21 protein-coding genes are annotated in these 24790 nt (G+C 73.5%); 16 read left to right on the top strand and 5 right to left on the bottom strand.

The genetic code is table 11. The features are described 5' to 3' along the window. Positions 1-120: 120 nt before the first annotated feature. Positions 121-1602, top strand: coding sequence for an HtaA domain-containing protein (locus ACFV4G_RS17395; protein ID WP_380441127.1), 1482 nt, complete (start codon positions 121-123; stop codon positions 1600-1602). Positions 1603-1651: 49 nt separating this feature from the next. After that, on the top strand, positions 1652-3274 hold the full coding sequence (locus tag ACFV4G_RS17390; protein ID WP_380441125.1) for an HtaA domain-containing protein: 1623 nt from the start codon (positions 1652-1654) through the stop codon (positions 3272-3274). A 72-nt stretch (positions 3275-3346) separates the two neighbouring features. Here the strand turns inward: ACFV4G_RS17390 and ACFV4G_RS17385 are convergent, their stop codons facing one another. Together ACFV4G_RS17385 and ACFV4G_RS17380 are read right to left on the bottom strand one after the other, a co-directional pair. Beyond that, positions 3347-4015, bottom strand: coding sequence for a heme oxygenase (biliverdin-producing) (locus ACFV4G_RS17385; protein ID WP_380441123.1), 669 nt, complete (start codon positions 4013-4015; stop codon positions 3347-3349). Positions 4016-4242: 227 nt separating this feature from the next. Next, positions 4243-4734, bottom strand: a complete 492-nt coding sequence (locus tag ACFV4G_RS17380; RefSeq protein ID WP_329932372.1) for an inorganic diphosphatase — start codon at positions 4732-4734, stop codon at positions 4243-4245. A 76-nt stretch (positions 4735-4810) separates the two neighbouring features. On the opposite strand from ACFV4G_RS17380, the gene dacB reads away from it, so the two are divergent. The 6 genes from dacB to folE all read left to right on the top strand — a co-directional run bounded on the left by dacB (position 4811) and on the right by folE (position 13357). Continuing rightward, positions 4811-6463, top strand: a complete 1653-nt coding sequence (dacB, locus tag ACFV4G_RS17375; RefSeq protein WP_380441121.1) for a D-alanyl-D-alanine carboxypeptidase/D-alanyl-D-alanine-endopeptidase — start codon at positions 4811-4813, stop codon at positions 6461-6463. A 680-nt stretch (positions 6464-7143) separates the two neighbouring features. Continuing rightward, positions 7144-8322, top strand: a complete 1179-nt coding sequence (locus ACFV4G_RS17370) for a zinc-dependent metalloprotease (protein ID WP_380441119.1) — start codon at positions 7144-7146, stop codon at positions 8320-8322. 273 nt (positions 8323-8595) lie between these two features. Further along, complete coding sequence (gene tilS / locus ACFV4G_RS17365; protein WP_380441117.1) at positions 8596-9723, top strand: tRNA lysidine(34) synthetase TilS; 1128 nt, start codon at positions 8596-8598, stop codon at positions 9721-9723. Between the two features lie 70 nt (positions 9724-9793). Next, positions 9794-10348, top strand: coding sequence for a hypoxanthine phosphoribosyltransferase (gene hpt, locus ACFV4G_RS17360; protein ID WP_030059589.1), 555 nt, complete (start codon positions 9794-9796; stop codon positions 10346-10348). Positions 10349-10575: 227 nt separating this feature from the next. Beyond that, positions 10576-12633, top strand: coding sequence for an ATP-dependent zinc metalloprotease FtsH (ftsH, locus tag ACFV4G_RS17355; RefSeq protein ID WP_380441115.1), 2058 nt, complete (start codon positions 10576-10578; stop codon positions 12631-12633). Positions 12634-12751: 118 nt separating this feature from the next. After that, positions 12752-13357 carry a GTP cyclohydrolase I FolE gene (gene folE, locus ACFV4G_RS17350; RefSeq protein ID WP_380441113.1) on the top strand — a complete coding sequence of 202 codons (606 nt, stop codon included), beginning with the start codon at positions 12752-12754 and terminating at the stop codon, positions 13355-13357. A gap of 25 nt (positions 13358-13382) precedes the next feature. On the opposite strand, the gene ACFV4G_RS17345 is transcribed toward folE, so the two are convergent. Both ACFV4G_RS17345 and ACFV4G_RS17340 read right to left on the bottom strand, forming a co-directional pair. Then, positions 13383-14171, bottom strand: coding sequence for a ferritin-like domain-containing protein (locus ACFV4G_RS17345; RefSeq protein ID WP_380441112.1), 789 nt, complete (start codon positions 14169-14171; stop codon positions 13383-13385). A gap of 116 nt (positions 14172-14287) precedes the next feature. After that, a complete protein-coding gene (locus ACFV4G_RS17340) occupies positions 14288-15442 on the bottom strand; it encodes an alpha/beta hydrolase (protein WP_380441110.1) in 1155 nt (384 codons plus the stop codon). 375 nt (positions 15443-15817) lie between these two features. Between ACFV4G_RS17340 and ACFV4G_RS17335 the strand changes: the two genes are divergently transcribed. The 7 genes from ACFV4G_RS17335 (at position 15818) to ACFV4G_RS17305 (ending at position 22401) form a co-directional block, all read left to right on the top strand. Beyond that, a complete protein-coding gene (locus ACFV4G_RS17335) occupies positions 15818-17656 on the top strand; it encodes a phosphatidylglycerol lysyltransferase domain-containing protein (RefSeq protein ID WP_380441108.1) in 1839 nt (612 codons plus the stop codon). Between the two features lie 162 nt (positions 17657-17818). Continuing rightward, positions 17819-18691, top strand: a complete 873-nt coding sequence (gene folP / locus ACFV4G_RS17330) for a dihydropteroate synthase (protein ID WP_380441106.1) — start codon at positions 17819-17821, stop codon at positions 18689-18691. Positions 18692-18722: 31 nt separating this feature from the next. Beyond that, entirely contained in the window at positions 18723-19202 is a 480-nt protein-coding gene (locus ACFV4G_RS17325; protein WP_363651121.1) for a nuclear transport factor 2 family protein, read from the top strand. A 248-nt stretch (positions 19203-19450) separates the two neighbouring features. Further along, positions 19451-19810, top strand: a complete 360-nt coding sequence (folB, locus tag ACFV4G_RS17320) for a dihydroneopterin aldolase (protein WP_329932371.1) — start codon at positions 19451-19453, stop codon at positions 19808-19810. A 40-nt stretch (positions 19811-19850) separates the two neighbouring features. Next, positions 19851-20447 carry a 2-amino-4-hydroxy-6-hydroxymethyldihydropteridine diphosphokinase gene (folK, locus tag ACFV4G_RS17315; RefSeq protein ID WP_380441104.1) on the top strand — a complete coding sequence of 199 codons (597 nt, stop codon included), beginning with the start codon at positions 19851-19853 and terminating at the stop codon, positions 20445-20447. A gap of 170 nt (positions 20448-20617) precedes the next feature. Further along, on the top strand, positions 20618-21106 hold the full coding sequence (locus ACFV4G_RS17310; protein WP_359967523.1) for a DUF3180 domain-containing protein: 489 nt from the start codon (positions 20618-20620) through the stop codon (positions 21104-21106). A 188-nt stretch (positions 21107-21294) separates the two neighbouring features. Beyond that, positions 21295-22401, top strand: a complete 1107-nt coding sequence (locus ACFV4G_RS17305) for a hypothetical protein (protein WP_380441102.1) — start codon at positions 21295-21297, stop codon at positions 22399-22401. A 63-nt stretch (positions 22402-22464) separates the two neighbouring features. Here ACFV4G_RS17305 and ACFV4G_RS17300 read toward each other — a convergent pair whose 3' ends face one another. Further along, positions 22465-22890, bottom strand: coding sequence for an Ohr family peroxiredoxin (locus tag ACFV4G_RS17300; RefSeq protein WP_380441100.1), 426 nt, complete (start codon positions 22888-22890; stop codon positions 22465-22467). A gap of 283 nt (positions 22891-23173) precedes the next feature. Between ACFV4G_RS17300 and ACFV4G_RS17295 the strand changes: the two genes are divergently transcribed. After that, the gene (locus ACFV4G_RS17295) at positions 23174-24616 is read left to right on the top strand and encodes an aldehyde dehydrogenase (RefSeq protein ID WP_380441098.1); all 1443 of its coding nucleotides are present in this window, start codon (positions 23174-23176) and stop codon (positions 24614-24616) included. The last annotated feature ends 174 nt before the right edge of the window (positions 24617-24790 follow it).

The raw sequence follows: 24790 nt of genomic DNA, 5'->3' as shown, positions 1-24790 counted from the left end.
GCCTTACCTGAGTTTCGCAAGGGGGTCGGCACTGCGCCGCACCCTCGGCTCGCCGTGCCCCCGTTCGTCCCCCCGTTCGTCCACCGCCGTCCATCGCTGTCGCGCCAGGAGTGATCCGCCGTGCCTCTGTCCCGCCGGCTCCGCCGTCCGGCCGCCGCCCTGCTGGCCGTCCTCGCCGCCCTGCTGGCGGTGGGCCTGTCGCCCGGGCCGGCGGCGGCCGCGGAGGGCCGGGTCTCCGGCGGGCGGCTCGACTGGGGCATCAAGCAGTCCTTCCTGACGTACGTCACCGGGCCGATCGCCAAGGGGAGTTGGGCGCTGACCGGGGGCGCGGCCACGGTCGGCGGCACCGCCTTCCGCTTCCACTCCGCGAACGGCACCTACGACCCGGCGACCGGCGCGCTCACCGCGGCCTTCTCGGGCGGCGTCCGGTTCACCGGGCACCAGGAGAACGGCGCCGACGCGCTCGACCTGAGCCTCGGACGGGTCACCTTCCGGGCCGTCCAGGGCGGCGCGGCCGGGCTCTACGCCGACGTCAGCAGCAAGTCGCGGGAGACCGGCCAGGTGAGCGGTGCGAGCCAGGCCAAGGTCGCGGACCTGTCGCTGGCCGGGGTCGACCTGCGCGGCGCGGCCGGGACCCTGACCCTGAGCAACGTGCCGGCCACCCTGACCGACGCCGGAGCGAAGGCCTTCGCCGGCTTCTACGCCGCCGGCACGGCCCTCGATCCGGTCACCCTGTCGGTCAACCTCCCGGCTGCGCAGGCGACATCCGCGGCGCCCTCGCCGAGTGCCGCACCGACACCGATGCCGACCTCGACGCCGACCGCCGAGCCCAGCACCGCCCCGGCGCCGACCGCCGAGCCCACCGCCCAGGCTCCCGCCCGCACCGAGTTCGCCGCCGGCGCCCTCGACTGGGGCGTGCGCCGAACCTTCCGCGACTACGTCACCGGCGCCATCGCCCAGGGCCGTTGGGAGCTCGGCGCCGGAGCCGCCGACGGCGGGGCGTTCTACCGCTGGAGCCCGGCCAAGGGCACGTACGACCCCGCCACCGGCGAGCTCACCGCCGCCTTCACCGGCACGGTCCGCTTCACCGGCCTGCGGACGGGCGGCACGGACGGCCTCGACCTCACCGTCGCCAACCCCGGCGTCACCGTGGCCGGCGGCCGCGGGCGCCTCCTCGCCGACGTCTCCGGCCGGACGCCGGACGGTGCCGTCCAGCAGCTCACCGGCGCCGAACTGGCCGTCTTCGACCCGGCCGGCCTCACGTCCGAGGGCGGCCTGCTAAAGGCCGTCGAGCTGCCGCTCACGCTCACCGAGACGGGTGCCAAGGCCTTCGGCGGCCTCTACCCGGCCGGCACCGCGATGGACCCGCTGAGCTTCGCCGTCGCCCTCGACCCGGCCGCCGCGCTGCCCCCGCTGCCGGACCTCGGCAGCGCCCCGGCCGCCGTGCCGGGCGCCTCCGCGACCTCCTCCGCCGCACCCGTCGCCGCGTCGTCCTCCCCGGACGGCGTCCCTGTGGCGGCCGTGGCCGGCGGGGCGGCGCTGGTGGCCGCGCTCGCGGCGACCGGCAGTGTGCTCCTGCGACGCCGTCGCCGGGCTTCCTGACAACCCCTCCTCCGGCCTCCCCCCGTCCCCCCGAACGGAGTTCACCACCATGTCCCGCAACCGCACCCGACTGGCGGCCCTCGCCGCCGTCACCACCGGCCTCGGGCTGACCGCCCTCGGCGCCCCCGCGCTCGCCTTCGGCGCGGGCGGGCCGGGCAGCGTCACGTACGACTCCGGCGCGCTGGACTGGGGCGTGAAGAGCAGCTTCCGCACCTACGTCACCGGCCCGGCCTCCCAGGGCGGCGCGATCGAGCTGACCGGCGGCGCGACCGCCAACGCCGACGGGAGCTTCCACTTCGGCTTCGGGAGCGCCGCGTACGACCTGACGACGCACGCGCTGAGCTCGTCCTTCACCGGAGGCGTTCGCTTCACCGCGCACCACGGCGCGCTGGACATCGCGCTGAGCGACCTGCGGATCACCACCTCCGGGACGACCGGCACGCTCACCGCCGACACCGCCTCCAAGGAGTCGATGGGGGCCACCGAGATCACCCGGCGGGAGGACGTGCCGCTGGTGACGTTCACCGTCGGGCGCGACACCACCAGCGGCTCCCCGGCGGCGGCGAAGCTGACCGAGCAGGGCGCCAAGGCGTTCGCGGGCTTCTACCCGGCGGGAACGGAGATGGACCCGCTGTCGCTGCTGCTGAAGCAGGCCCCGGCCAAGCCGTCCCCGACCGCCACCGGCTCGCCGTCCGCGACCGCGACCGCCTCGCCCACCGGGCAGCCCACCGCCTCGCCGTCGGCCACGTCCACGCCGAGCGGGACGGCCTCCCCGACCGCCACCGGCTCGCCGTCCGCGACGCGGTCGCCGAGTGCCACCGGCTCCCCGTCCGCGAGCGCCACCGCCGCGCCGACCAGCACCGGCACGCCGACCAGCACCGGCACGCCCGCCGCCGGGCGGCTGCCGGTCGTGAACGGGACCCTCGACTGGACGGTCAAGGACAGCTTCCGGAAGTACCTCGCGAGCCCGATGGCGGCCGGCAAGGTCGAGTTCGGCGGCGGCGCGTCCGACTACCGCTTCGGCGGTGCGACCGGCGGCTACAACACGGCCGACCACACGCTCGCCGCCGGCTTCACGGGCTCCGTCCGCTTCCTCGCCCACCCCGGCAAGGACGGCTACGCGCTCGACACCACGCTCTCCAAGCTCGGCCTGGCGATCGACCGCGACGGCGCCTTCCTGACCGCCGACGTGAACGGCAAGTCCCAGGACGGCAAGCCGACTTCGCTGACCGGCGCCCGGATCGCCAGGCTCGACGTGCCCAAGTCCGCCCTGACGCCGGTCAACGGCGTGGTGAAGCTGTCCGCCGTTCCGGCGACGCTCACCGCCGAGGGCGTGCCGGTGTTCGCCAACTACCCGGAGGGGACGGCCCTGGACCCGGTCAGCGCCACGCTGGCCTTCGACGGGAACGTCCAGCTCCCGACCGCCCGGCCGGCCGGCGTGACCACCGGCTCCGGCGCCGACTCGGCCGCCGGCGGCCAGGGTTCGGGCACGGGCGCGGCCGGCGGCGCCTCGCTGACGACCTCCGGCCTCGGTGGCCCGGGCGGCGGAGTGCTTGCCGCGACCGGCTCCGGCACCCCGGTGGCCCCACTGCTGGCCACCGCCGCCGGTCTCCTGCTCGTCGGCGGCGGCGCCACCGCCTTCGTCCGCGGCCGACGGACCGCGCAGTCCTGACGCACCCCCGGGACGCGCGAAGGCCCCGGCGGGCGACTCCCGCCGGGGCCTTCGGGTCGAGCCGGGGCCCGGTTACGACGCGAGCGGGTAGCGCGCGTCCAGGTCGTGGAAGATCGCGCCGTTGAGGACGAAGGCGCGCTTGCACTCCTCGACCACCCGGCGGCGCTCCATCTCGTCCATCGCCAGCCCGGCCGCGTCCAGCTTGGCCCGGTACTCGCGCTTGAAGGCCGCCGGGTTCTCGACCTCCTCGAAGACGTAGAACCGGACGCCGTCGCCCTTGCGCTCGAAGCCCCAGGTCTTCTCCGCCACGCCGCGGATGATCTGCCCGCCGGAGAGGTCGCCCAGGTAGCGGGTGTAGTGGTGCGCGAGGTACCCGGCCGGCCACTCGGCGGCCAGCTCCTCCACCCGCGCCACGTAGGCGGCGGTGGCCGGCAGCGGCTCCAGCCCGTCCCGCCACCGCGGCCCGCGCAGGTGCGCCAGGTCGCGCTCGATGGCGGCGGTGCGCAGCAGCGCCCGGTCGATGAACGGGCCGGCCAGCGGGTGCTGCGCGAGCTGCTCGGCGCGGCCCTCCAGCGCCCGGTAGACGAACCAGAGCTGGCCGGTGAGGTCCGCGTAGGCCTCGACCCCGAGCCGCCCGCCGAGCAGGTGGCTCATGAACGACGACTGCTCCGCGGCCTCGTGCTCCTCGCTGCTGGCGGTGCGGAGCACGGTGGAGAACGGGACGGGCTCGGGCGTGGGCATGCGGCCTCCAGGGATCGGAATCGGGCCCGGCAGTTTTGGTTAGCCTAACCTAAGCGGACATCTTGCCGACAGTCCGTCGGTAAACAACGATGCGTCAGGGCCCCGGACACGGCAAGGGCCGGGGCCGCGGAAGACTCTCCGCGAACCCCGGCCCCGGGCTGTCCCGACCTACCTCGACCTATCTCGAACTACCTCGAACCGGTCTCGATCGAGATCGGAACGACGGCTCAGTGGCCGCCCTGGTCCGCCAGGCGCTTGATCGAAGCGGTGACCTCGGCCTCGGCCTCGGCGCGGCCGACCCAGTTGGCGCCCTCGACGGACTTGCCGGGCTCCAGGTCCTTGTAGACCTCGAAGAAGTGCTGGATCTCCAGACGGTCGAACTCCGACACGTGGTGGATGTCCCGCAGGTGCTCCCAGCGCGGGTCGGTCGCCGGGACGCACAGCAGCTTGTCGTCGCCGCCGGCCTCGTCGGTCATCTGGAACATGCCGATCGCGCGGCACTTGATCAGGCAGCCGGGGAAGGTCGGCTCGTCCAGGATCACCAGCGCGTCCAGCGGGTCGCCGTCCTCGCCGAGCGTGCCCTCCACGTAGCCGTAGTCGGCCGGGTAGCGGGTCGAGGTGAAGAGCATCCGGTCGAGCCGCAGACGGCCGGTCTCGTGGTCGACCTCGTACTTGTTACGAGAGCCCTTCGGGATTTCGATAAGGACGTCGAACTCCAACGGTTCCTCCAAGGTAGGGACTGACAGAATCCAAGTGTCTCCTACGGGAGCGAGTGCTCGGGAAAGGGGCCGGTCGGTGGGAGCAGGGGTCGGGGCGGGGCGCCGCCGCAGGGGGACGGCCGCGGGACTGTTCGGGGTGGCGCTGCTGGTCACCGGGACGGTGCTGGCCTCGGGCGGCGGTGCCTACGCGCAGCCGTCCCCGACGCCGGGCGGGCACAGCGCCGGGCACGGCGACGGCGGCCGCGGCCAGGGCGGACAAGGGGGCCAGGGCGGTCAGGGCAACCAGGACGACCAAGGCGACCAGGGGCAGGGCGACCAGGGCAGGAACGGCCACGGCAAGGGCAAGCGCTCCGGCGACCCCGGCAGCCAGGGCACGTCCGCCCCGGCCACCAAGGGCGGCACCCCCGCCCCGGGCGGCAGCGCGTCCCCGCTCGCCCGCCCGGCCCCGGCGCCGGGCGCCGTCCTGGCCGCCGTCGAGGCGGGCCGGGACAAGACCGCGCAGCCCACCGCCCAGGGCCTCCAGCAGGCGCTCGCCGCCGCCCTCGGCGACCGCAGCCTCGGCACGGTCACCGTCGCCGTCGGGGACGCCGCCGACGGCAGACTCCTGTACGGCTCCGGCGAGAACACCCCGGCGACGCCGGCCTCCACCACCAAGCTCGCCACCACGGTCGCGGCCCTCTCGCTGATCCCCGGCGACACCCGGCTCACCACCCGGGTGGTCAAGGGAGCCGACCCCGGCGCGATCACCCTCGTGGGCGGCGGCGACCCGACGCTCACCGTGCTGCCCGCCGACCAGGTGCAGATCGCCGGCCGGCCCGCGGACGCCGACACCGCCCCCGCCTCGCTCGACGCGCTCGCCCGGCAGACCGCCGCCGCCCTGAAGGAGACCGGGACGACGACGGTCCGGCTGGACTACGACCTGTCGATGTACACGGGCAGCCCGCGGCACGAGAACTACGACGCGGAGAACATCCCGCTCGTCGTCCCGCTGATGGTCGACGAGGGCAAAGCCGACCCGAAGAGCCGCGAGGACGCGCCGGCGCGCGTCGCCGACCCGGCCTTCGCGGCCGCCGACGCCTTCGCGGCCCTGCTCAAGGCCCAGGGCATCACCGTCGACGGCAAGGCCAAGCCCGCCGCGGCTCCGGCCGCCGCCACCGCCCCCGTCCTCGGCCGGGTCGACTCGCCGACGATCGCCCGCCTGGTCGAACGCCTCCTCACCACCTCGGACAACACCATCGCCGAGGCGATCGCCCGCCAGGCGGCCATCGCCGCCCACCAGCCCGCCAGCTTCGAGGGCGCCGCGACCGCGGTGAAGCAGGAGCTCGGCCGGCTCGGTGTGACGACGACGAACGTGACCCTCAACGACGGCAGCGGCCTGCACCGCGGCAACGCGATCCCGCCGGCCGTCCTGGTCCAGCTCCTCACCCTGGCCGCCTCCGACCAGCACCCCACCCTGCGCCCGGTCCTCACCGGCCTCCCGATCGCGGGCTTCACCGGCACCCTCGGCAAGCGGTACGGCGCCGGCTCGGGCGCCGCCGACGCGGCCGGCCTGATCCACGCCAAGACCGGCACCCTGAGCGGCGTCAACACCCTCGCCGGGACGGTCGTCGACGCCGACGGCCGCCTCCTCGCCTTCGCCGTCATGGCCCGCACCGACGCCGACGCCGACGCCGCCCGCGCCGCCCTCGACCGCGTGGCCGCCCGCCTCACCTCCTGCGGCTGCCACTGACCGCCCTGTGGACGTGGGCCGCGCGCCCCGCCTGGCCGCGATAGGCCGCCCGGCAGTGGGGCTCGTGGGGTGGCAGCACGGTGTCGGCGGTCCGCCTCCGGTGCCGCGCATGTCGATCGGTGGCCGCTGTGCCGACGACGGTGTCCTCGTCGGCCGTGCCCGCCAGCCGGCGTGGGCTTATCCGCTGCTGGTGCCGCGTACGTCGATCGGCGGCCGCTGCGCCGAGGACGGTGTCCTCGTCGGCCGTGCCCGCCAGCCGGCGTGGGCTTATCCGCTGCTGGTGCCGCGTACGTCGATCGGCGGCCGCTGCGCCGAGGCGGTGCCCTCGTCGGCCCGTGCCCACCAACCGCCGGCGAGCGCCTGTGGCGCCAGCGGCGTCGGCGGTCGCCGCTCGTGCGGCGCACCTTGGGCGTCCCCCCGGCGGCCCCAAGGCGGGCGAACGCGTCGGCCGGAATGCCGGCCCGCCTGCCGGCCGAGTGTGGTCGCCTCGCCAGGGGCGCTCGGGCCACGCCCCCGTCGCCCCTGGGCCCCGCCCGCGCCCTCCGATCGTTGCGCGCCGGGCCGTTCGGTCGGCTCCCGGAGGGGCCGGGGCGGATGTGGTTGGGGGGTGACGGGATGGGGCAGGGCGTGGGTGGGGCCGGTGGCTGCCCCGGGCGGGGCGGAGCACGTACGGTGAGGGCATGACGAGCGCGAGTGGCGGATCTGACATGGTCGACTGGAATCTCGCGGTCGCTACCGCGACCCGGCTGGTGCGGCCGGGGCCGGAGGTGAGCCGTGCGGAGGCGGCGGCCGTGGTCGCCGAGCTGCGCCGGCACGCCCTGGCGGCCGAGGAGCACGTGCGGGCGTTCACCGGGATGCGTTCGACGAGCCTGGCGGACGCCGTCGCGACGCCCGTGCTCGTGGTGGACCGCCCCGGGTGGGTGCGGGCCAACGTGGCGGGGTTCCGTACGGTCGTCCAGCCGCTGGTGGAGAAGCTCCAGGCCCGCCGGGCGAACGGCCCGGCCGCGGGCGTGCTCGGTTCGGTCGGGGAGAAGGCCACCGGCATCGAGGTCGGCGCGCTGCTGGCGTTCCTGGCGACCAGGGTGCTCGGCCAGTACGAGACCTTCGCCCCCGCGGAGCCCTCGCTGGAGGCGCCGGACAGTCCGGCCGCCCTGTTCGACAAGCCGCGCCTCGGCCCGGACGGGCCCGGCCCGGGCCGGCTGCTGCTGGTCGCGCCGAACATCGTGCACGTCGAGCGGGAGCTGGACGTCGACCCGTCCGACTTCCGGCTCTGGGTGTGCCTGCACGAGGAGACCCACCGCACGCAGTTCACGGCGGTGCCCTGGCTGCGCGACCACATCCAGTCCGAGGTGCAGTCCTTCCTGACCGAGACGGACGTCGACCCGGGCGCCCTGCTGGACCGCCTGCGCGACGCGGCCGGCGCGCTGGGCGGCGGCCTGTCGGGCGTCGGCGGCCGCGAGCCCGCCGGGGCGTCCACCGGGTTGCTGGAGGTCGTGCAGACCCCCGCGCAGCGCGAGATCCTGGGCCGGCTGACGGCGGTCATGTCGCTGCTGGAGGGCCACGCGGACGTGGTGATGGACGGGGTCGGCCCGTCGGTGGTGCCGACGGTCGCGGAGATCCGGGAGAAGTTCCAGCAGCGCCGGGACCGCGGCGCGAACCGGCTGGACCTGCTCCTGCGCCGGCTGCTCGGTATGGACGCCAAGCTGCGCCAGTACCAGGACGGCGCGGTGTTCGTCCGGGGCGTCGTGGAGCAGGTCGGGATGGAGGGGTTCAACCGGGTCTGGACGTCCCCGAACACCCTCCCGACCAAGGAGGAGATCCACGACCCGGCCGCCTGGGTCGCCCGCGTCGCCCGCTGACGGGGCAGCAGCGGACCGCCGCCGGTCGGCGGCGGTCAACGGGGTTTCAAACCCGTTCGTACGAGTGGTCCAATCGGGCAGACCGAGGGAGAAGATACGTTTCTCCATTCACCCGAACGTGGGACGGTGGTCGTACCGGTGGCGCGGGTGGCGTAGCGGGTCGCTCCTTTCTGCCACCATCTGTGAGCGCCCGGTAACAGGGTGCTCACATGTGCGCGGTCCCCGCCGCGCCCACCGCCGTCCTGTCCCCCCTCCGTCGAGGAGTCGTCCGCCGTGGGCCCACACCCCGCCGTCGCCGCGATACGCCTGGCCGTCCGCCGCACGCTCACCGACCTCGCCGCCGAGGCCGGTTCCACCTTCACCGCACCCGCCCGCGAGGCCCGCGAGCGCGCGGCCGACGCGCCGCTGGTCGGTGCCGCCGTCGGCACCACGCTGATCGGCAACGCCGCCCGCCACCCGTCCGGGCTGCCCCGCACCCCGGCCGCCCCCGGCTCGCCGCTCGTCCTGGTCGCCGTCAGCGGCGGCGCGGACTCCATGGCGCTCGCCATCGCCGCCGCCTTCGAAGCCCCCAAGATCGGTCTGCGGGTCGGCGCCGTCACCGTCGACCACGGCCTCCAGGAGGGCTCCGACGAGCGCGCCGCCCAGGTGGCCGAGCGGCTGCGCTCGCTGGGCCTGGACCCGGTCGAGGCGATCCCGGTCCGGGTGGGCCGCGGCGGCGGCCCGGAGGCGGCCGCCCGGGACGCCCGCTACGCCGCCCTGGACGAGGCCGCCGAGCGCCACGGCGCGATCGCGGTGCTGCTCGGCCACACCCGCGACGACCAGGCCGAGACCGTCCTGCTGGGCCTGGCCCGCGGCTCCGGCGCCCGTTCGCTGGCCGGGATGCCCGCCCAGAAGGGCCGTTACCGCCGCCCGCTGCTGGAGCTGGACCGGGCCGCCACCCGGCAGGCCTGCTCCGCCCAGGCGATTCCGGTCTGGGACGACCCGCACAACTGCGACCCCGCCTACACCCGCTCCCGGGTGCGCCACGAGGTGCTGCCGGTGCTGGAGAAGCACCTGGGCGGCGGCGTGGTCGAGGCCCTGGCCCGCACCGCCCGGCTGTTCCGCGACGACGCCGACGCGCTCGACCAGTGGGCCGCCCTGGCCGAGCGGGACCTCCGGACCGGCGAAGGCACCCTGGACGCCGCCAAACTGGCCGAGCTGCCGTCCGCCGTCCGCCGCCGGGTGCTGCGCAGGGCGGCGCTCCGGGCCGGCTGCCCGGCCGGCGACCTGTTCGCCCGTCACCTGGAAACCGTCGACCTGCTGGTCACCGGATGGCGGGGTCAGGGACCGCTGCACCTACCCGGGGGCGTCGAGGCCACCCGCCGGTGTGGCACGCTGGTCTTTCGGCGGCAGGGCGACTGACGGGCGGGCATGCCCCGGGGGAGCCGGCCGCCGGCCACACAGACCCCGAACGTTTGAGGACGTATCCCCGGTGGACCAGAACGACATGGGCGCTGACCTCGCGAAGGTGCTCATCAGCAAGGACGAGATCGACGCCAAGCTCCTGGAGCTGGCGGAGCGCATCGACCGGGACTACGCAGGCAAGGACCTGCTGATCGTCGGCGTCCTCAAGGGGGCCGTGATGGTCATGGCCGACCTCGCCCGTGCCCTGCACTCGCAGGTCACCATGGACTGGATGGCCGTGTCGTCCTACGGCATGGGTACCAAGTCCTCCGGCGTGGTGCGGATCCTCAAGGACCTCGACACCGACATCGCCGGCCGGGACGTCCTGATCGTCGAGGACATCATCGACTCCGGTCTGACGCTGTCCTGGCTGCTGGGCAACCTGGGCTCGCGCGGTCCGGCCTCGCTGGAGGTCTGCACCCTGCTGCGCAAGCCGGACGCGGCCAAGGTCGAGATCGACGTCAAGTACGTCGGGTTCGACATCCCCAACGAGTTCGTGGTCGGCTACGGCCTGGACTACGCGGAGAAGCTGCGCAACCTGCCGTTCATCGGCACCCTCGCCCCGCACGTCTACGGCGGCTGAGGGCCCCGTTCGGGTTACGGGCGGGAACAGTACGTTGTTCCCGCCCGTTGACCGGGGGGACAAAGAACCACAACCGTGTCGCCGTGCTCCCGCCATGGGCGGGGCCGACTGCGGTACGGTCCAATAAACCGCTCTTCACATGAGCACCGATTCCGGATGCGCCGCGGCCCACAGCCCCCCGGCGCCGCTGAGTGGCAGGAGGGACGGGGCGGCAACGCCCCGCATGGATGGACGTCAAGCGATACTTCCGTGCGCCGATCATGTGGATCGTGCTGGCCGTCCTCGCCGTCATCGTTTTGATGCAGGTCGTTTCGGACTCGAACGGCTACAAGACGGTGGACACCGGTCAGGTCGTCGCAGCGATCGACGCGAAGCAGGTCAAGTCGGCGCAGATCACCACCGGTGACTCGAACACGATCAAGATCCAGCTGAAGGACGGCGCCACGCTGTCCAACGCCGGTACGGGCAAGACCCCGTCCGGCAGCAAGTTCCAGGCCTCGTACATCGGCGACCAGGGTGTCGCGATCGCCGACAAGCTCCAGGCCCAGATCAACGACAACGACCCGAACACGCTCGCCGAGGGCTACACCATCAGCCCGGAGAAGCAGAGCACCTTCGTCAGCCTGCTGCTGTCGATGCTGCCGATCGTGATCATCGTCCTGGTCTTCCTGTTCCTGATGAACCAGATGCAGGGCGGCGGCTCCCGGGTCATGCAGTTCGGCAAGTCCAAGGCCAAGCTGCTCACCAAGGACACCCCCAAGACCACCTTCTCCGACGTCGCAGGCGCGGACGAGGCGGTCGAGGAGCTCCACGAGATCAAGGAGTTCCTGCAGGAGCCGGCCAAGTTCCAGGCCGTCGGCGCCAAGATCCCCAAGGGCGTGCTGCTCTACGGCCCGCCCGGCACCGGCAAGACCCTGCTGGCGCGAGCCGTCGCGGGCGAGGCCGGGGTGCCGTTCTACTCCATCTCCGGTTCGGACTTCGTCGAGATGTTCGTCGGCGTCGGCGCCAGCCGCGTCCGCGACCTCTTCGAGCAGGCCAAGGCGAACGCCCCGGCGATCGTCTTCGTCGACGAGATCGACGCCGTCGGCCGGCACCGCGGCGCGGGCCTCGGCGGCGGTCACGACGAGCGCGAGCAGACCCTCAACCAGCTGCTGGTCGAGATGGACGGCTTCGACGTCAAGGGCGGCGTGATCCTGATCGCCGCGACCAACCGCCCCGACATCCTGGACCCGGCGCTGCTGCGCCCGGGCCGCTTCGACCGCCAGATCGCGGTGGAGCGCCCCGACCTCCAGGGCCGCCTGGACATCCTCAAGGTGCACCAGAAGGGCAAGCCGATCGCGCCCGACGTCGACCTGTCGGCCGTCGCCAAGCGCACCCCCGGCTTCACCGGCGCGGACCTGTCGAACGTCCTCAACGAGGCCGCTCTGCTGACCGCCCGCTCGGACAAGAAGCTGATCGACAACGGCATCCTGGACGAGGCGATCGACCGCGTCGTGGCCGGTCCGCAGAAGCGCACGCGGATCATGTCCGACAAGGAGAAGAAGATCACCGCGTACCACGAGGGCGGCCACGCCCTGGTCGCGGCGGCCTGCCAGTACAGCGACCCGGTCCACAAGATCACCATCCTGTCCCGCGGCCGGGCCCTCGGCTACACGATGGTGCTGCCGGACGAGGACAAGTACTCCACCACCCGCAACGAGATGCTCGACCAGCTGGCCTACATGCTGGGCGGCCGCGCGGCGGAGGAGCTGGTCTTCCACGACCCGACCACCGGTGCCTCGAACGACATCGAGAAGGCCACCGCGACGGCCCGGGCCATGGTCACCCAGTACGGCATGACCGAGCGCCTCGGCGCGATCAAGTTCGGCAGCGACAACTCGGAGCCCTTCCTGGGCCGCGAGATGGGCCACCAGCGCGACTACTCGGAAGAGGTCGCCGGGCTGGTCGACGAAGAGGTCAAGAAGCTCATCGAGAGCGCGCACAACGAGGCCTGGGAGATCCTGGTCGAGAACCGCGACGTGCTCGACAACCTGGTCCTGGAGCTCCTCGAGAAGGAGACCCTGAACAAGGAGCAGATCGCCGAGATCTTCGCCCCGATCGTCAAGCGTCCGACCCGGCCGGCCTGGACGGGTTCCTCCCGCCGCACGCCGTCCACCCGGCCGCCGGTGCAGTCGCCCAAGGAGCTGGCGCTCACCAACGGCGCCGCCGCCACGGCCGACACCGCTCCGGTCGACATCGTGAAGCTCCCGCCGCTGCCGACCGCCGAGCCGCCCGCGGAGGGCTGATCCGGCGCTCCCGGCGGAGCCCGGGACGGAATGGATGCCGCGTCACCAGGGTTTGTACCCTGGAGGCGCGGCATCCGTGCTGTTCGCCCCGACGTTCCCCCTAGTAAGCGAGGCCCGCATGATCGACCCGGTGACTCTCGACGGTCCGGCCACCGTCGGGACCTTCGACCAGAAGCGGGCCGAGAACGCCGTGCGCGAGCTCCTGCTCGCCGTGGGGGAGGACCCGGACCGCGAGGGCCTGCTGGAGACGCCGGCCCGCGTCGCGCGCGCCTACAAGGAGATATTCGCGGGCCTGTGGCAGGAGCCCGAGGACGTCCTGACGACGACCTTCGACCTCGGTCACGACGAGATGGTGCTCGTGAAGGACATCGAGCTGACGTCCGTCTGCGAGCACCACCTGGTGCCGTTCCGCGGGGTGGCGCACGTCGGGTACATCCCGTCCACCAGCGGCAAGATCACCGGCCTGTCCAAGCTGGCCCGGCTGGTCGACGTCTACGCCCGCCGTCCGCAGGTGCAGGAGCGGCTGACCAGCCAGGTCGCCGACGCGCTGATGCGGATCCTGGAGCCCCGGGGTGCCATCGTCGTCGTCGAGTGCGAGCACATGTGCATGTCGATGCGCGGCATCCGCAAGCCGGGCGCCAAGACCATCACGTCCTGCGTCCGCGGGCAGCTGCGCGACCCGGCCACGCGGGCCGAGGCGATGAGCCTGATCATCGGGCGCTAGGGGCCGCCAGGGCCCCTGGAGGCGCTCAGAGCGCCTCGTGCTCGGCATGCGGGGGTGCCGGGGTGCCCAGGGCGTTGCGGCGCTCGGGCATCCGCAGCCGCACCATCCGCCGCCAGCCGATCGCGCGGTCGTACAGGTAGAGGGCGCGCACCCCGAGGGTGACGACCGCCAGCTGCCAGCGCGGCCAGCCCAGGATCCGGGCCATCCGGGCGGTCACGGCGAGGCCGACGTCCCGGTGGGTGCGGATCTCGCCGCGGGCGCAGGTCTCCAGGACGTGCCGGATGTACGGGCCGTACCCCTCGGCCCGCAGCCGCAGCAGTTCCTCGTGGCAGTACGCGAGGTGGTTGTCCTCGTCGGCGGAGATCATCCGCATCGCGCGGCCGAGGTCGGGGTTGTCCCCGTACACCTTGACCAGCTGGCGCATCTGCTCGGCCGCGCGCTGCTCGGTGACCCGGCTGTGCGCGAGGTAGGTGATGATCTCGCGGTCGGACAGCGGGAGGTCGCTGTTCAGCCGTTCGTGGGACAGGCCGACGCCCTTGGCCTCCAGCAGCATGCAGTAGTCGGCGTCGGCCGGGACGGCGACCTTGGGCAGGCCGCGCTTGCTCAGCAGCTGGGTGAAGATCCGGCCGTGCTTGCGCTCGTCGGCGCCGTGCCGGGCGACCTTCGGGGCGAGGACCGGGTCCCGGGTGAGCGTGGTGATCCGCTCGTTCTCCCAGCCGCCCTGGTCCTCGCCGCCGGCCGCGATGCTGCAGAACAGCTGGTAGGCCTCGTCGTTGCGGTAGATCTCGTTGAAGAGCGAGCGGGTGCTCAGCACGGCGCCTCCTGCGCGGATCCGGACGGCGCCCTCCGGGGGCCGGACGGGCGGTCGCGATACGTTCCCCCGGGGTCGCCGGCCGGGTGGCCCGACCGGCGGGTAATCACCCGCGCGCGTCACCCGAGGTGCGAGCCCATCCACTCCAGCGAGGCCGGCAGTTCCCGGATCCAGCTGTCCCAGTTGTGGCCGCCGTCGTCCAGGTACAGCGACTCGGCCTTGAACTGGGGGTTGCTCGCGGCGGTCTGCTGGGCCTGTTCGACGAACTGGACGGTCTGCGGGTAGTCGGCCTCCTTGCGGGTGGAGACCACCAGGAGGTTGAGGGGCGGGGCCGGGAGGTTCTGCAGCCGCCAGCCGAGGTCGCTCTGCTGGGCGAGGCCCTTGTCGCCGTTGAAGAGGTTGCCGCCGGTGAACTGGTCCTCGCGCACGGTGAAGTCCCCGTGCAGGCCGACCGCGCTGCCGTAGACGTTGGGGAAGCGCATCGCCAGCCGCATCGCGCAGCTGCCGCCGGTCGAGTAGCCGAAGACGCCCCAGGAGCCCGCCGAGCGGCCGGTCCGGTAGGTGGAGCCCAGCGCCTCCGGGAGGTCCTTGACGAACCAGGTCTCGGTGCGCGGGCCGCCGGGGACGTCCACGCACTCGGTGTCGCGCGGCGGGGCGACCGTCGGGCGGGCCAGGACGACGATGGTCGGCGGCATCTTGCCGTTCTTCTGGAGGTCCGCCGCGGTCTGGACGACCGGCAGCTCCTTCAGCATGTTCAGCGTGGTGCCGGGGAAGCCGGCGATGCCCACCATGACCGGGAAGCGGACCAGCGCGAACTTCGGGTCGAAGTACTCGGGGGGCAGGTAGACGAACATCTGGTCGGAGTAGCCCGTCTCCTTGCCGCTGACCCGGACCGACTCGATCCTGCCGACCTCCTCGGGGGTGCCCTTGGGCAGGTTCGGGACCGACTCCAGGCCGCCCTCGTTGGTGGGCTGGACCAGTGCGTCCGAGACCGGGGTGCCGCCCTTGTGGTTCTCGTTGCTGGTCAGGACCAGCTTGGCACCGCCGGGGCTGAGCAGGTCGTCCCAGGACGTGTAGAACCCGAAGGAGTTGTTCACCGACAGCGCCAGCACGGCCAGCACCGAGGCCTGGGTGACCGTCAGCAGGCCGATCCGGCCGAGGACCGGCAGCGGGCGCTGCCGGGCGAGCCGGGGCCAGATCCAGAGTGTGGTGAGGAGAGCCGCAGCGCCGAGTGCGAGCAGCGAGTCCACCAGCGCGTCGCTGGTCAGTTCCATGCCGTCGGCCTTCCGATGGGACCCTGTCGGTGCACGCCTCATCGTCTGGCGATCCGTCAGCTGCGGCCACCGCGACTAGGCTGTCCGGAGGCCGGGGCCGTCCGGCGAGGCCGGGGACGAGCGGGGGGCAACCGGCGCCCTAGAATGCGGCGTCCACCGTACGTAACGCGTCCCGGAGGTCCTCGTCGCACCGCGCGACGGCGGCCCCGGCTCCCACCCCCGGCTCGATCGCAGCGCGCCGCGGCACCGGTTTACCGTCCGTTTCCGGTTCCTTTGTGCGCGTATGGCCTGATGAAGGAAAAGGCATGAAGGTCCATCACACGTGCTCCCCCGGAGTGACAGGACAGCCCCACGCAGCCTCTACGCTGAGCTCCCATGAGTGTTCCCGTGTCCGATGAGCCGAGCCCCGAGCAGCCGCGCCGCCGCCGCGGTCTGCAGACGCTGCGCAACCAGGCCGCTGCCGTCCCGAGGGCCTGGCTGCCCGGTGCGGTCGGCTACGCCTGTCTGCTGATCGGGCTGGTGGACATCGCCAGTGCGGTGTTCCCCAAGCTCCGGCACACCAAGATGCACACCGTCGCCGGACAGCTGCCGGGTGGGACCACCTCCCTGGCCGCGGTCGGCACGCTGATGATCGGCCTCCTGCTGGTGCTGCTCGCGCACGCGCTGCGCCGGCGCAAGCGCCGGGCCTGGCGTGCGGTCTGCGTCCTGCTGCCGGTCGGTGCCGCGCTGCACATCGTGCGCTGGCACCAGATCGGCCCGGCCGTCGTCTCCCTGGTCGTCTTCGCCGTGATGCTCGTGCACCGTCGCGAGTTCTACGCCAAGGCCGACCCGCGCACCCGCTGGCGCGCGCTGGTCAACCTGATCGTCATGGGCACCGTCAGCGTCCTGCTCGGCCTCATGATCGTCAGCGTCCGGACCCGCTACGAGCTCGGCCACCCCGGCCTCTACGAGCGGCTGGAGCACGTCGCCTACGGCCTCTTCGGCTTCGAGGGCCCGATCCGCTACAACAACGAGCGGATGTCCGACCTGGTCGCCTACCTGCTCGGCGGGCTCGGCCTGCTGACCGCCTTCACCACCGCCTACCTGGCGCTGCGCCCGGGCAAGCCGAAGCCCGAGCTCACCCCGGAGGACGAGGAGAAGGTCCGCGGCCTGCTCGACCGGCACGGCGAGCGCGACTCGCTCGGCTACTTCGCGCTGCGCCGCGACAAGAGCGTGCTGTTCTCGCCCACCGGCAAGGCCGCCATCTCCTACCGGGTGGTCTCCGGCGTGATGCTCGCCTCCGGCGACCCGGTCGGCGACGTCGAGGCCTGGCCCGGCGCGATCAAGGTCTTCATGGCCGAGGCCCGCGAGCACGCCTGGGTGCCGGCCGTCATGGGCTGCAGCGAGGTCGGCGGCGAGGTCTGGACCCGCGAGGCGGGCCTGGACGCGCTGGAGCTGGGCGACGAGGCCATCGTCGACACCGCGGCGTTCTCGCTCTCCGGCCGCGCCATGCGCAACGTCCGCCAGATGGTCAAGCGGATCGAGCGCAACGGCTACTCCTGCAAGGTGCGCCGCGTCCGCGACCTCACCCTCGACGAGAAGTTCCGGATCGCCGACGCCGCCGCCCGCTGGCGCGGCACCGACACCGAGCGCGGGTTCTCCATGGCCCTCGGCCGCTTCGGCGACCCGCTCGACGACGACTGCGTCGTGGTCACCGCCCACAAGGCACCCGAGGAGGGCGAGGCCGGCGACGACCTCAAGGCCGTGCTGCACTTCGTGCCCTGGGGCCCGGACGGCATCTCGCTGGAGCTGATGCGCCGCGACCGCGCGGCCGACCCCGGCCTGAACGAGCTGCTGATCGTCGCCGCCCTGCAGGCCGTGCCCGACCTGGGCGTGCGCCGGGTGTCGCTGAACTTCGCGATGTTCCGCTCGGCGCTGGCCCGCGGCGAGCGGATCGGCGCCGGACCGGTGCTGCGGGCCTGGCGCGGCCTGCTGGTCTTCCTGTCGCGCTGGTTCCAGATCGAGTCGCTGTACAAGTTCAACGCCAAGTTCCAGCCCGAGTGGGAGCCGCGCTTCCTGGTGTTCCCGAGCACCCGGGACCTGCCGCGGATCGGCTTCGCCGCGATGCAGGCCGAGGCCTTCATCACCCTCGGCATGCCGCGCTTCGGCCGCAAGCGCCAGCGCGAGGGCCTGATGCCGGACTCCGTCGCCCGCGAGGTCACCGAGGCCGCCTGAGGCACCGGGCCCGATCCGGGCACCGCAGGACCCAGTGGGCCCCCGCCGAGAATCCTCGGCGGGGGCCCCGTTCGATAATGGGCGCATGAGCGAGCGCAGCGAGCGAATCATTGGAGGGCGCGCGTGGGCGAATGCCCTCGCCGAGCGAAGCGAGGCGGGCGCATGAGCGATACGCCGTCCTTCTCCGTTCCGGCCGGACTGCCGCGGCTCGGCCGCTGCGCCGTGATGGGCGTGGTCAACGTCACGCCCGACTCCTTCTCGGACGGCGGGCTGTGGCACGACCCGGCCCGCGCGATCGCGCACGGGCTCGCGCTCCGGGCCCGCGGCGCGGACCTGGTGGACGTCGGCGGCGAGTCCACCCGGCCCGGCTCCCAGCGGGTGACCGAGGAGGAGGAGCTCGCCCGGGTGCTGCCCGTCGTGCGCGAGCTGGCCGACGCCGGGGTCGTGGTCTCCATCGACACCATGCGCGCCTCCGTCGCCGAGCGGGCCGTGGCGGCCGGTGCCGCGATCGTCAACGACGTCTCCGGCGGGCTGGCCGACCCGGCCATGGCGCACGTCGTCGCCGAGACCGGCGTGCCGTTCGTGGTGATGCACTGGCGCGGGCAGTCCGCCGACATGGACCGGCTGGCCGTGTACGGCGACGTCGTCGGGGACGTCGTCGCCGAGCTGACCGCGCGGGTGGACGCGCTGGCGGCGGCCGGCGTCAAGGAGGAGCAGCTGATCCTCGACCCGGGGCTGGGCTTCGCCAAGACCCCCGAGCACAACTGGGCGCTGCTCGGGCGGCTGGACGCGCTCACCGCGCTCGGCCGTCCCGTCCTCGTCGCCGCATCGCGCAAGCGGTTCCTGGGTACGCTGCTCGCCGACCCGGAAACCGGGGAGCTGCGCCCGGCCAGGGAGCGCGACGACGCGACCGCTGCGGTGTCGGTGCTCTCGGCCCGGGCCGGGGCCTGGGCGGTGCGGGTGCACGACGTGTCCGGGACGGCGGATGCCGTCCGGGTGGTCGCGGCCTGGCAGCGCGCGGCCCGGTTGGGGTAGGACGGGAGGGTCTGTGGCAGGTGACGGCAGGTTGAGCGGGGCCGCGGCGGGACGGGCGCGCGAGGCGGACGTGGAGGCCGTGCTCGCGGCGAACCGGGCGCTCTACGAGGCGCTGGAGCGCGGGGACCTGGAGGCGGTCGAGGACGCCTGGCTGGGCGCCGCGGACGCGGACGACAAGGGCGGCGTGGTGTGCGTGCACCCGGGCTGGCCGGTGCTGCGCGGCCGGGCCCAGGTGACCCGGTCGTACATGCTGATCATGATGAACACCGAGTACATCCAGTTCTTCCTGACCGACGTCGAGGCCGAGGTGCACGGCGATGTGGCCCTTGTCACGTGCACCGAGAACATCCTCTCCGGCGGGGAGGCCGAGGAGGAGGGCGAACTCGGTCCGCTGGTCGGCGGAAAGGTCGTCTCGACGAATCTCTTCCGGCGCACCCCGGCCGGGTGGAAGCTCTGGTCGCACCACGGTTCACCCGTGCTGACCAGCGGAGACGAGGACGACGAGGACTGACCGGGCGAGCCGGGGAAAACCGCCGCCGAAGCGTCGCCCGGGAATTTCGAATCGGTCACCGAACGTTCACGTCAATCGCCGGATCGGCGTGCGTGGCGACGGTTCGTGCCGGGTAGGACGGTCAGACGTTGTCCGTGCCCGCGGGTAGATTCGAAACGGAGTGGCGGGCCTGCCGCCCGCCTTCGCCCTGCTCGTCCGTGCCTTTTCCTCGGGCGGGGCCCGTCCGACTGGGAGCAGTGATTCGTTTGCTGGACCGCGTCACCCTGCGGGGTCTGCGAGCCCGGGGCCACCACGGCGTCTTCGAGCGCGAGCGCGTCGAGGGGCAGACCTTCGTGGTCGACCTCGTCCTGTACCTGGACACCCGCCCGGCCGCGTCCGGCGACGACCTGACCCGCACGGCGCACTACGGGATCGTGGCCGAGGAGGTCACCGCGATCATCGCCGGGGAGCCGGTCGACCTGATCGAGACCCTGGCGCAGCGCATCGCCGACCAGTGCCTCAAGCACGACGCGGTCGAGGAGGTCGAGGTGACCGTCCACAAGCCGGACGCCCCGATCACCGTGCCGTTCGACGACGTGACCGTGACCATCCACCGGACGCGCGCATGACCGCAGCCGTGCGCCCGGTACCCGATGCAGAGGAATCTCGATGAACAGCGACCCGACCACCTCGCCGAGCACGTTCGACCTGGAGAGCCGGGTGGACTCCGCCGACACGACCCTGCACAGCCAGCGCTGCGCGGTGGTCGCCCTCGGCAGCAACCTGGGCAACCGCCTGGACACCCTGCAGGGGGCCGTGGACGCCCTCGCCGACACCCCCGGGCTGAGGATCAAGGCCGTCTCCGCGGTCTACGAGACGGAGGCCGTCGGCGGGCCGGACGAGCAGCCCAACTACTACAACGCGGTCGTCGTGCTGCGCACCTCGCTGCCGCCGCGCGACCTGCTGGAGCGCGGCAACGCGATCGAGGACGCCTTCGGGCGGGTGCGCACCGTCCGCTGGGGCGCGCGCACCCTGGACGTCGACATCCTGGCGTACGAGGGCGTCGTCAGCGACGACCCGCAGCTGCTGCTGCCGCACCCGCGTTCGCACGAGCGGGCCTTCGTGCTGGCGCCGTGGCTGGACGCCCAGCCGGACGCCGAGGTGCCCGGGTACGGGCAGGTCTCCGTGCTGCTGGAGAAGCTCGGCGGCCCGGACGCGCAGGGCGTGCGCCGGCGGGACGACATCCGCCTGACGCTGCCGGAGTAGCGGTTCGGCGGCCCGGTGGCCGGGGAACTCGGGTGGGGGCCCGGCCGTCCGAGTAGGTGTCCGCCGTCCGTGCGGGTGTCCGCCCGGCCGGGCCCGGTACGGTGGCCTGGCGCCGCCGCTCCGGGCTCCCGGGCGGCCGTCTCTGGTACCCCGGGAAGGACCTCCTCCGCGTGAAGCTGCTTCGCCTCCGCCTGCTGATCGGCATCACCGCCGCCACGACGGCGCTGTCCTGGGCCGGTGCCAAGCTGTGGGCCTCCCTGGACACCCTGCCGGCCGTGCCGGCGGCGGCGCCGGTGGTGCTGGCCGCGGTGGCGGTGATCCTCCTGGCGACCACGATCTCGCTGCGGGGCCGGCTGAAGGCGGTGCGGGAGCGCCAGCCCGGCGCGAAGCGGGTCGATCCGCTGCTCGCGGCCCGGGCCGTGGTGCTCGGGCAGGCCAGCGCGCTCGTGTCGGCGGTGGTCACCGGGATCTACGCGGGGGCGGGCATCTACCTGCTCGGCGAGCTGGACGTGCCGGCGCGCAAGGACCAGGCCGTGACGGCCGGCCTCGCGGTGCTCGCGGGCGCCGCGGTGATCGCGACGGCGCTCTGGCTCCAGCACGTGTGCAAGCTGCCGGAGAACCACGACGATCCGGGTGGCCCGGCGGCCTCGCACCGCTGAGCTGGGCAGTTGTCGTGATCTTGAGTGAAGTGCCGGGCACGTGCGGTAAATCTTGCACAGTGTCAAGGGTCAAAGCGGACCCTGGGCTGACACGGCCCCAATTCGCACGCTAGTTTCTTGGCATGTCTCGCGGACGCCACCGTCATTCCTCCGTCCTCGGCCGGGTCTTTCCCCCCACCGCAGCCGGCGTGCTCCTCGTCGCAGCTCTGGCCGCTCTGCTTTTCAGTCAGGACACCATCCTGGTCCGCTCGGTGGGTGTCGCGGCGGTGTCCGCGACGCTCGGCTTCGCGGTCCTGCTGAAGCAGCGCGACAGGGCGGCCCGGGCCGCGGCCGAGACGTCCGTCGCGCAGCGGCTGCGGGCCGAGGAGCGCTTCGAGGAGCAGCTCGCCGAGGCCGAGTACGCGGCGGAGGTCGCGGAGGAGCGGGCCACCCGGTTCGGGCGGCGGCTGACCGCGGAGAAGTCGCGCCTGGCGAAGGCCGAGACCGAGATCGCCCGCCTGCTGCGCGAGCGGGCCGTGCTGGTCGCCGAGCAGGCGCTCAAGGAGGCCGAGGCGGCGCAGCGGGCGCTGGCCGCGAGCCGTCCGAAGTACCCGGCCAGCCCGGCCGCGTTCGTCCGTGCCGGTGCCGTGCTGCGGCTGCTGGAGCGGCGCGCGCGGGCCCAGGAGGAGCGGCGCGAGCGGTCGGCGGGCGCGGAGGTCGCGCTGCGGGCGCGGACGGCTCCCGTCGCGCCGGCGCGGGCCGCGCAGGCTCCGGTGCCCCCGAAGCAGGTTGCCGCCGTGCCCGTTTCCGCGGTGCCGGCCCCGGTGGCCCCGTCCGTCCCGACGCCGGAGTCGGCTCCGCGGCAGGCTCCGGCGCCGACTCCGGTGAAGGCGGCTCCGGTGCGGCCGGTGCTGACCGCCACGGTGGGCCAGCTGGGCGGTGCGCCGGCCGCGCCCGCGGCTCCGGCCGAGCGGCAGCGTCCGCGCCCGGGGCAGTCCGGGCAGGCGCGCGGGCAGGGCTTCAGCTTCTTCGGGCGCAGTCCGGGTGCCGCGGTGCGGGCGGCGGCCCCGGCTCCGGCGGTCGGCAGTGTCGCCGAGCTGAACGAGCGGACGGACCTGGCGGACGTGGTGGGCGACGAGGCGGTGGCCGAGAAGGCGCTGGCCGAGGCGCAGGAGGCCCAGGAGGCGCAGGAGGCCCGCGGGGCCCGGGACGCCGGGGGTGCCGCGCCGGAGCAGGGCGAGCCGACCGTCGTCGACCTGACGCCGGAGGAGGAGACGGAGCTGATCCAGCTCCCGGAGCTGCGCGCCTCGCGCTGACGCCCCGCGAACGCGACCGCGGGGGGGGGGGGGTGGGGGGCCGGGGCGGGGTCTGTGGTGGCGTCAGACGGCGGTCGCGGTGACGGTGACCGGTATGTTGCCGCGCGTCGCCTTGGAGTAGGGGCACAGCCGGTGGGCCGCGGCGGCCAGTTCGTCGGCCGTCTCCTGGTCCACGCCGCCGAGTTCGAGGTCGAGGACCGCGCCGAGGCCGAACTCGCCGTCGTCGCCGTGGGTGAGGGTCGCCTCGACCCTGATGGCGGTGCTCGTCAGCCGGACCCTGCGCTCGCCGGCCGCGCGGCGGACGGCGCCCAGGAAGCACGCGCCCCAGCCGGCCGCGAACAGCTGCTCCGGGTTGGTCGCGCCGCCGGCGCCGCCGAACTCCTTCGGGATGGCGAGCGCCGTGGTGAGGCTGCCGTCGTCGGCGACGACCTGCCCGCCGTTGCGGCCCTCGCCGGTCACGGTGACCACACCGGTGTAGCTGACTGCCATGGCCGTGTCTCCTCTTGCTCTTCTCTTGCTCTTCGGTCCGGCGGACCGCCCTCGCGGTAACCGGTCTGACTGGTGATGACTATTCGCGCCGGCCGGGATGGCTGTCAAGGAGCCTGTCCGCTGATCTGGCTTGAATACTGCACATTTGGGTGCTGTGTGGCTGGATTTCGGCGCACCTTGGTGCCGCTTGCTGCTTGAGGAGTAACTGTCTTGACAGGTTATTTGATGACGTATCAGACTCGTCCGGAGACCACGACGCGCTCAAGGGACGAGGAAGCGGAACATGCTGACGTACGACCGGCTCTACATCGCGGGTGCCTGGACCGAGCCGAGCCGGGCCGGGCTGCTGGACATCCGCTCCCCGCACGACGGGAGGCTGCTCGGCCGGGCCGCGCAGGCCGGGCCGGCGGACGTGGACCGGGCGGTGGCCGCGGCCCGGGCCTCGTTCGACGGGGGCGTCTGGCGGGAGACGCCGCCGGCGGCGCGCGTGGCGGTGCTGCGGCGCTTCAACGGGCTGCGGGAGGAGAACGCCGACCGGATCGCCGAGCTGATCGCGGCCGAGAACGGTTCGGCGGGCTGGTTCACCCGGGCCGGACAGCCGGGGCTGACCCGGCAGGCCAACGCCTACCTGAAGGCGGCGGAGGAGTTCGGCTGGGAGGAGACGCTGGTCCCGTCCGACCCGGCCTCGCCGGTGCGCAGCGTCGTGCGGCGCGAGGCGGTCGGGGTCGTGGCCGCGGTCATTCCGTGGAACTCGCCGTTCTCATCGGCGACGTCGAAGCTCATCCCGGCCCTGTTGGCGGGCAATTCGGTGGTCCTGAAGGTCTGTCCGGAGAACTCGCTCAGCATGGGGTTCCTCGCCGAGCTGCTCGACCGGGCGGGCCTGCTCGGGGGTGTGGTGAGCGTCCTGCCCGCCGACCGCGAGACGAGCGAGCACCTGGTCTCCCACCCCGGGGTCGACAAGATCGCCTTCACCGGCTCGACCCGGGCCGGCCGGCGCATCGCCGCGATCGCGGGCGAGCAGCTGAAGCGGGTGAGCCTCGAACTGGGCGGCAAGTCGGCGGCGGTGATCCTGCCCGACGCGGACATCGCGACGGCGGTTCACGGGCTGAAGTTCTCCTCCCTGCTCAACAACGGCGAGTCCTGCATCGCGCAGACCCGGATCCTCGCCCCGCGAGAGCGCTACGACGAGGTCGTGGCGGGGCTCAAGGACGTGATCGAGTCCCTGAAGGTGGGCGACCCGGGTGACCCGGACACGTTCATCGGGCCGATGATCCGGCGCGACCAGCAGGAGCAGGTCCGGCGCTACATCGCCCTCGGCGTCGAGGAGGGCGCCCGGCTCGTCACCGGCGGCCCACAGGTCCCCGAGGGGCTGGAGCGCGGGAACTACGTCACCCCGACGCTCTTCGCGGACGTCGACAACTCCATGCGCATCGCGCAGGAGGAGATCTTCGGGCCGGTGCTGGTCGTCATCCCCTACGACGACGAGGACGACGCCGTCCGCATCGCCAACGACTCCGAGTACGGCCTGTCCGGCGGTGTCTGGTCCGCCAGCGAGGAGCACGCGCTCGCCGTGGCCCGCCGCATCCGCACCGGGACGGTCACCGTCAACGGCGCGTCCGTCGGCTTCGACGGCCCGTTCGGCGGGTTCAAGGCCAGTGGCATCGGCCGCGAGTACGGGGCCGTCGGGCTCGGCACCTACACGGAGTACAAGACGATCACCGTCTGACCGACGGGTTGCCGGGGCGGGGCCGGGGGTCAGGGCAGTCCGGATGTCTTCGCAAGCGCCCGGGCGTGGCGGTCAGATGACCGAGGGCGTGTGCCGGCGAGGCGGGAAGCGGGCCGGGGGGCCCGCGGGGCGCGGTGGGGGCGCGGGGGGTGGTGCGCGGGCTGTGGCGGGGTC

Source organism: Kitasatospora sp. NPDC059747 (genome assembly GCF_042732955.1).
GTDB lineage: Bacteria > Actinomycetota > Actinomycetes > Streptomycetales > Streptomycetaceae > Kitasatospora.
Note: the sequence above shows the minus strand (reverse complement) of the source record. Positions and strands in the feature narration are given on the sequence as shown.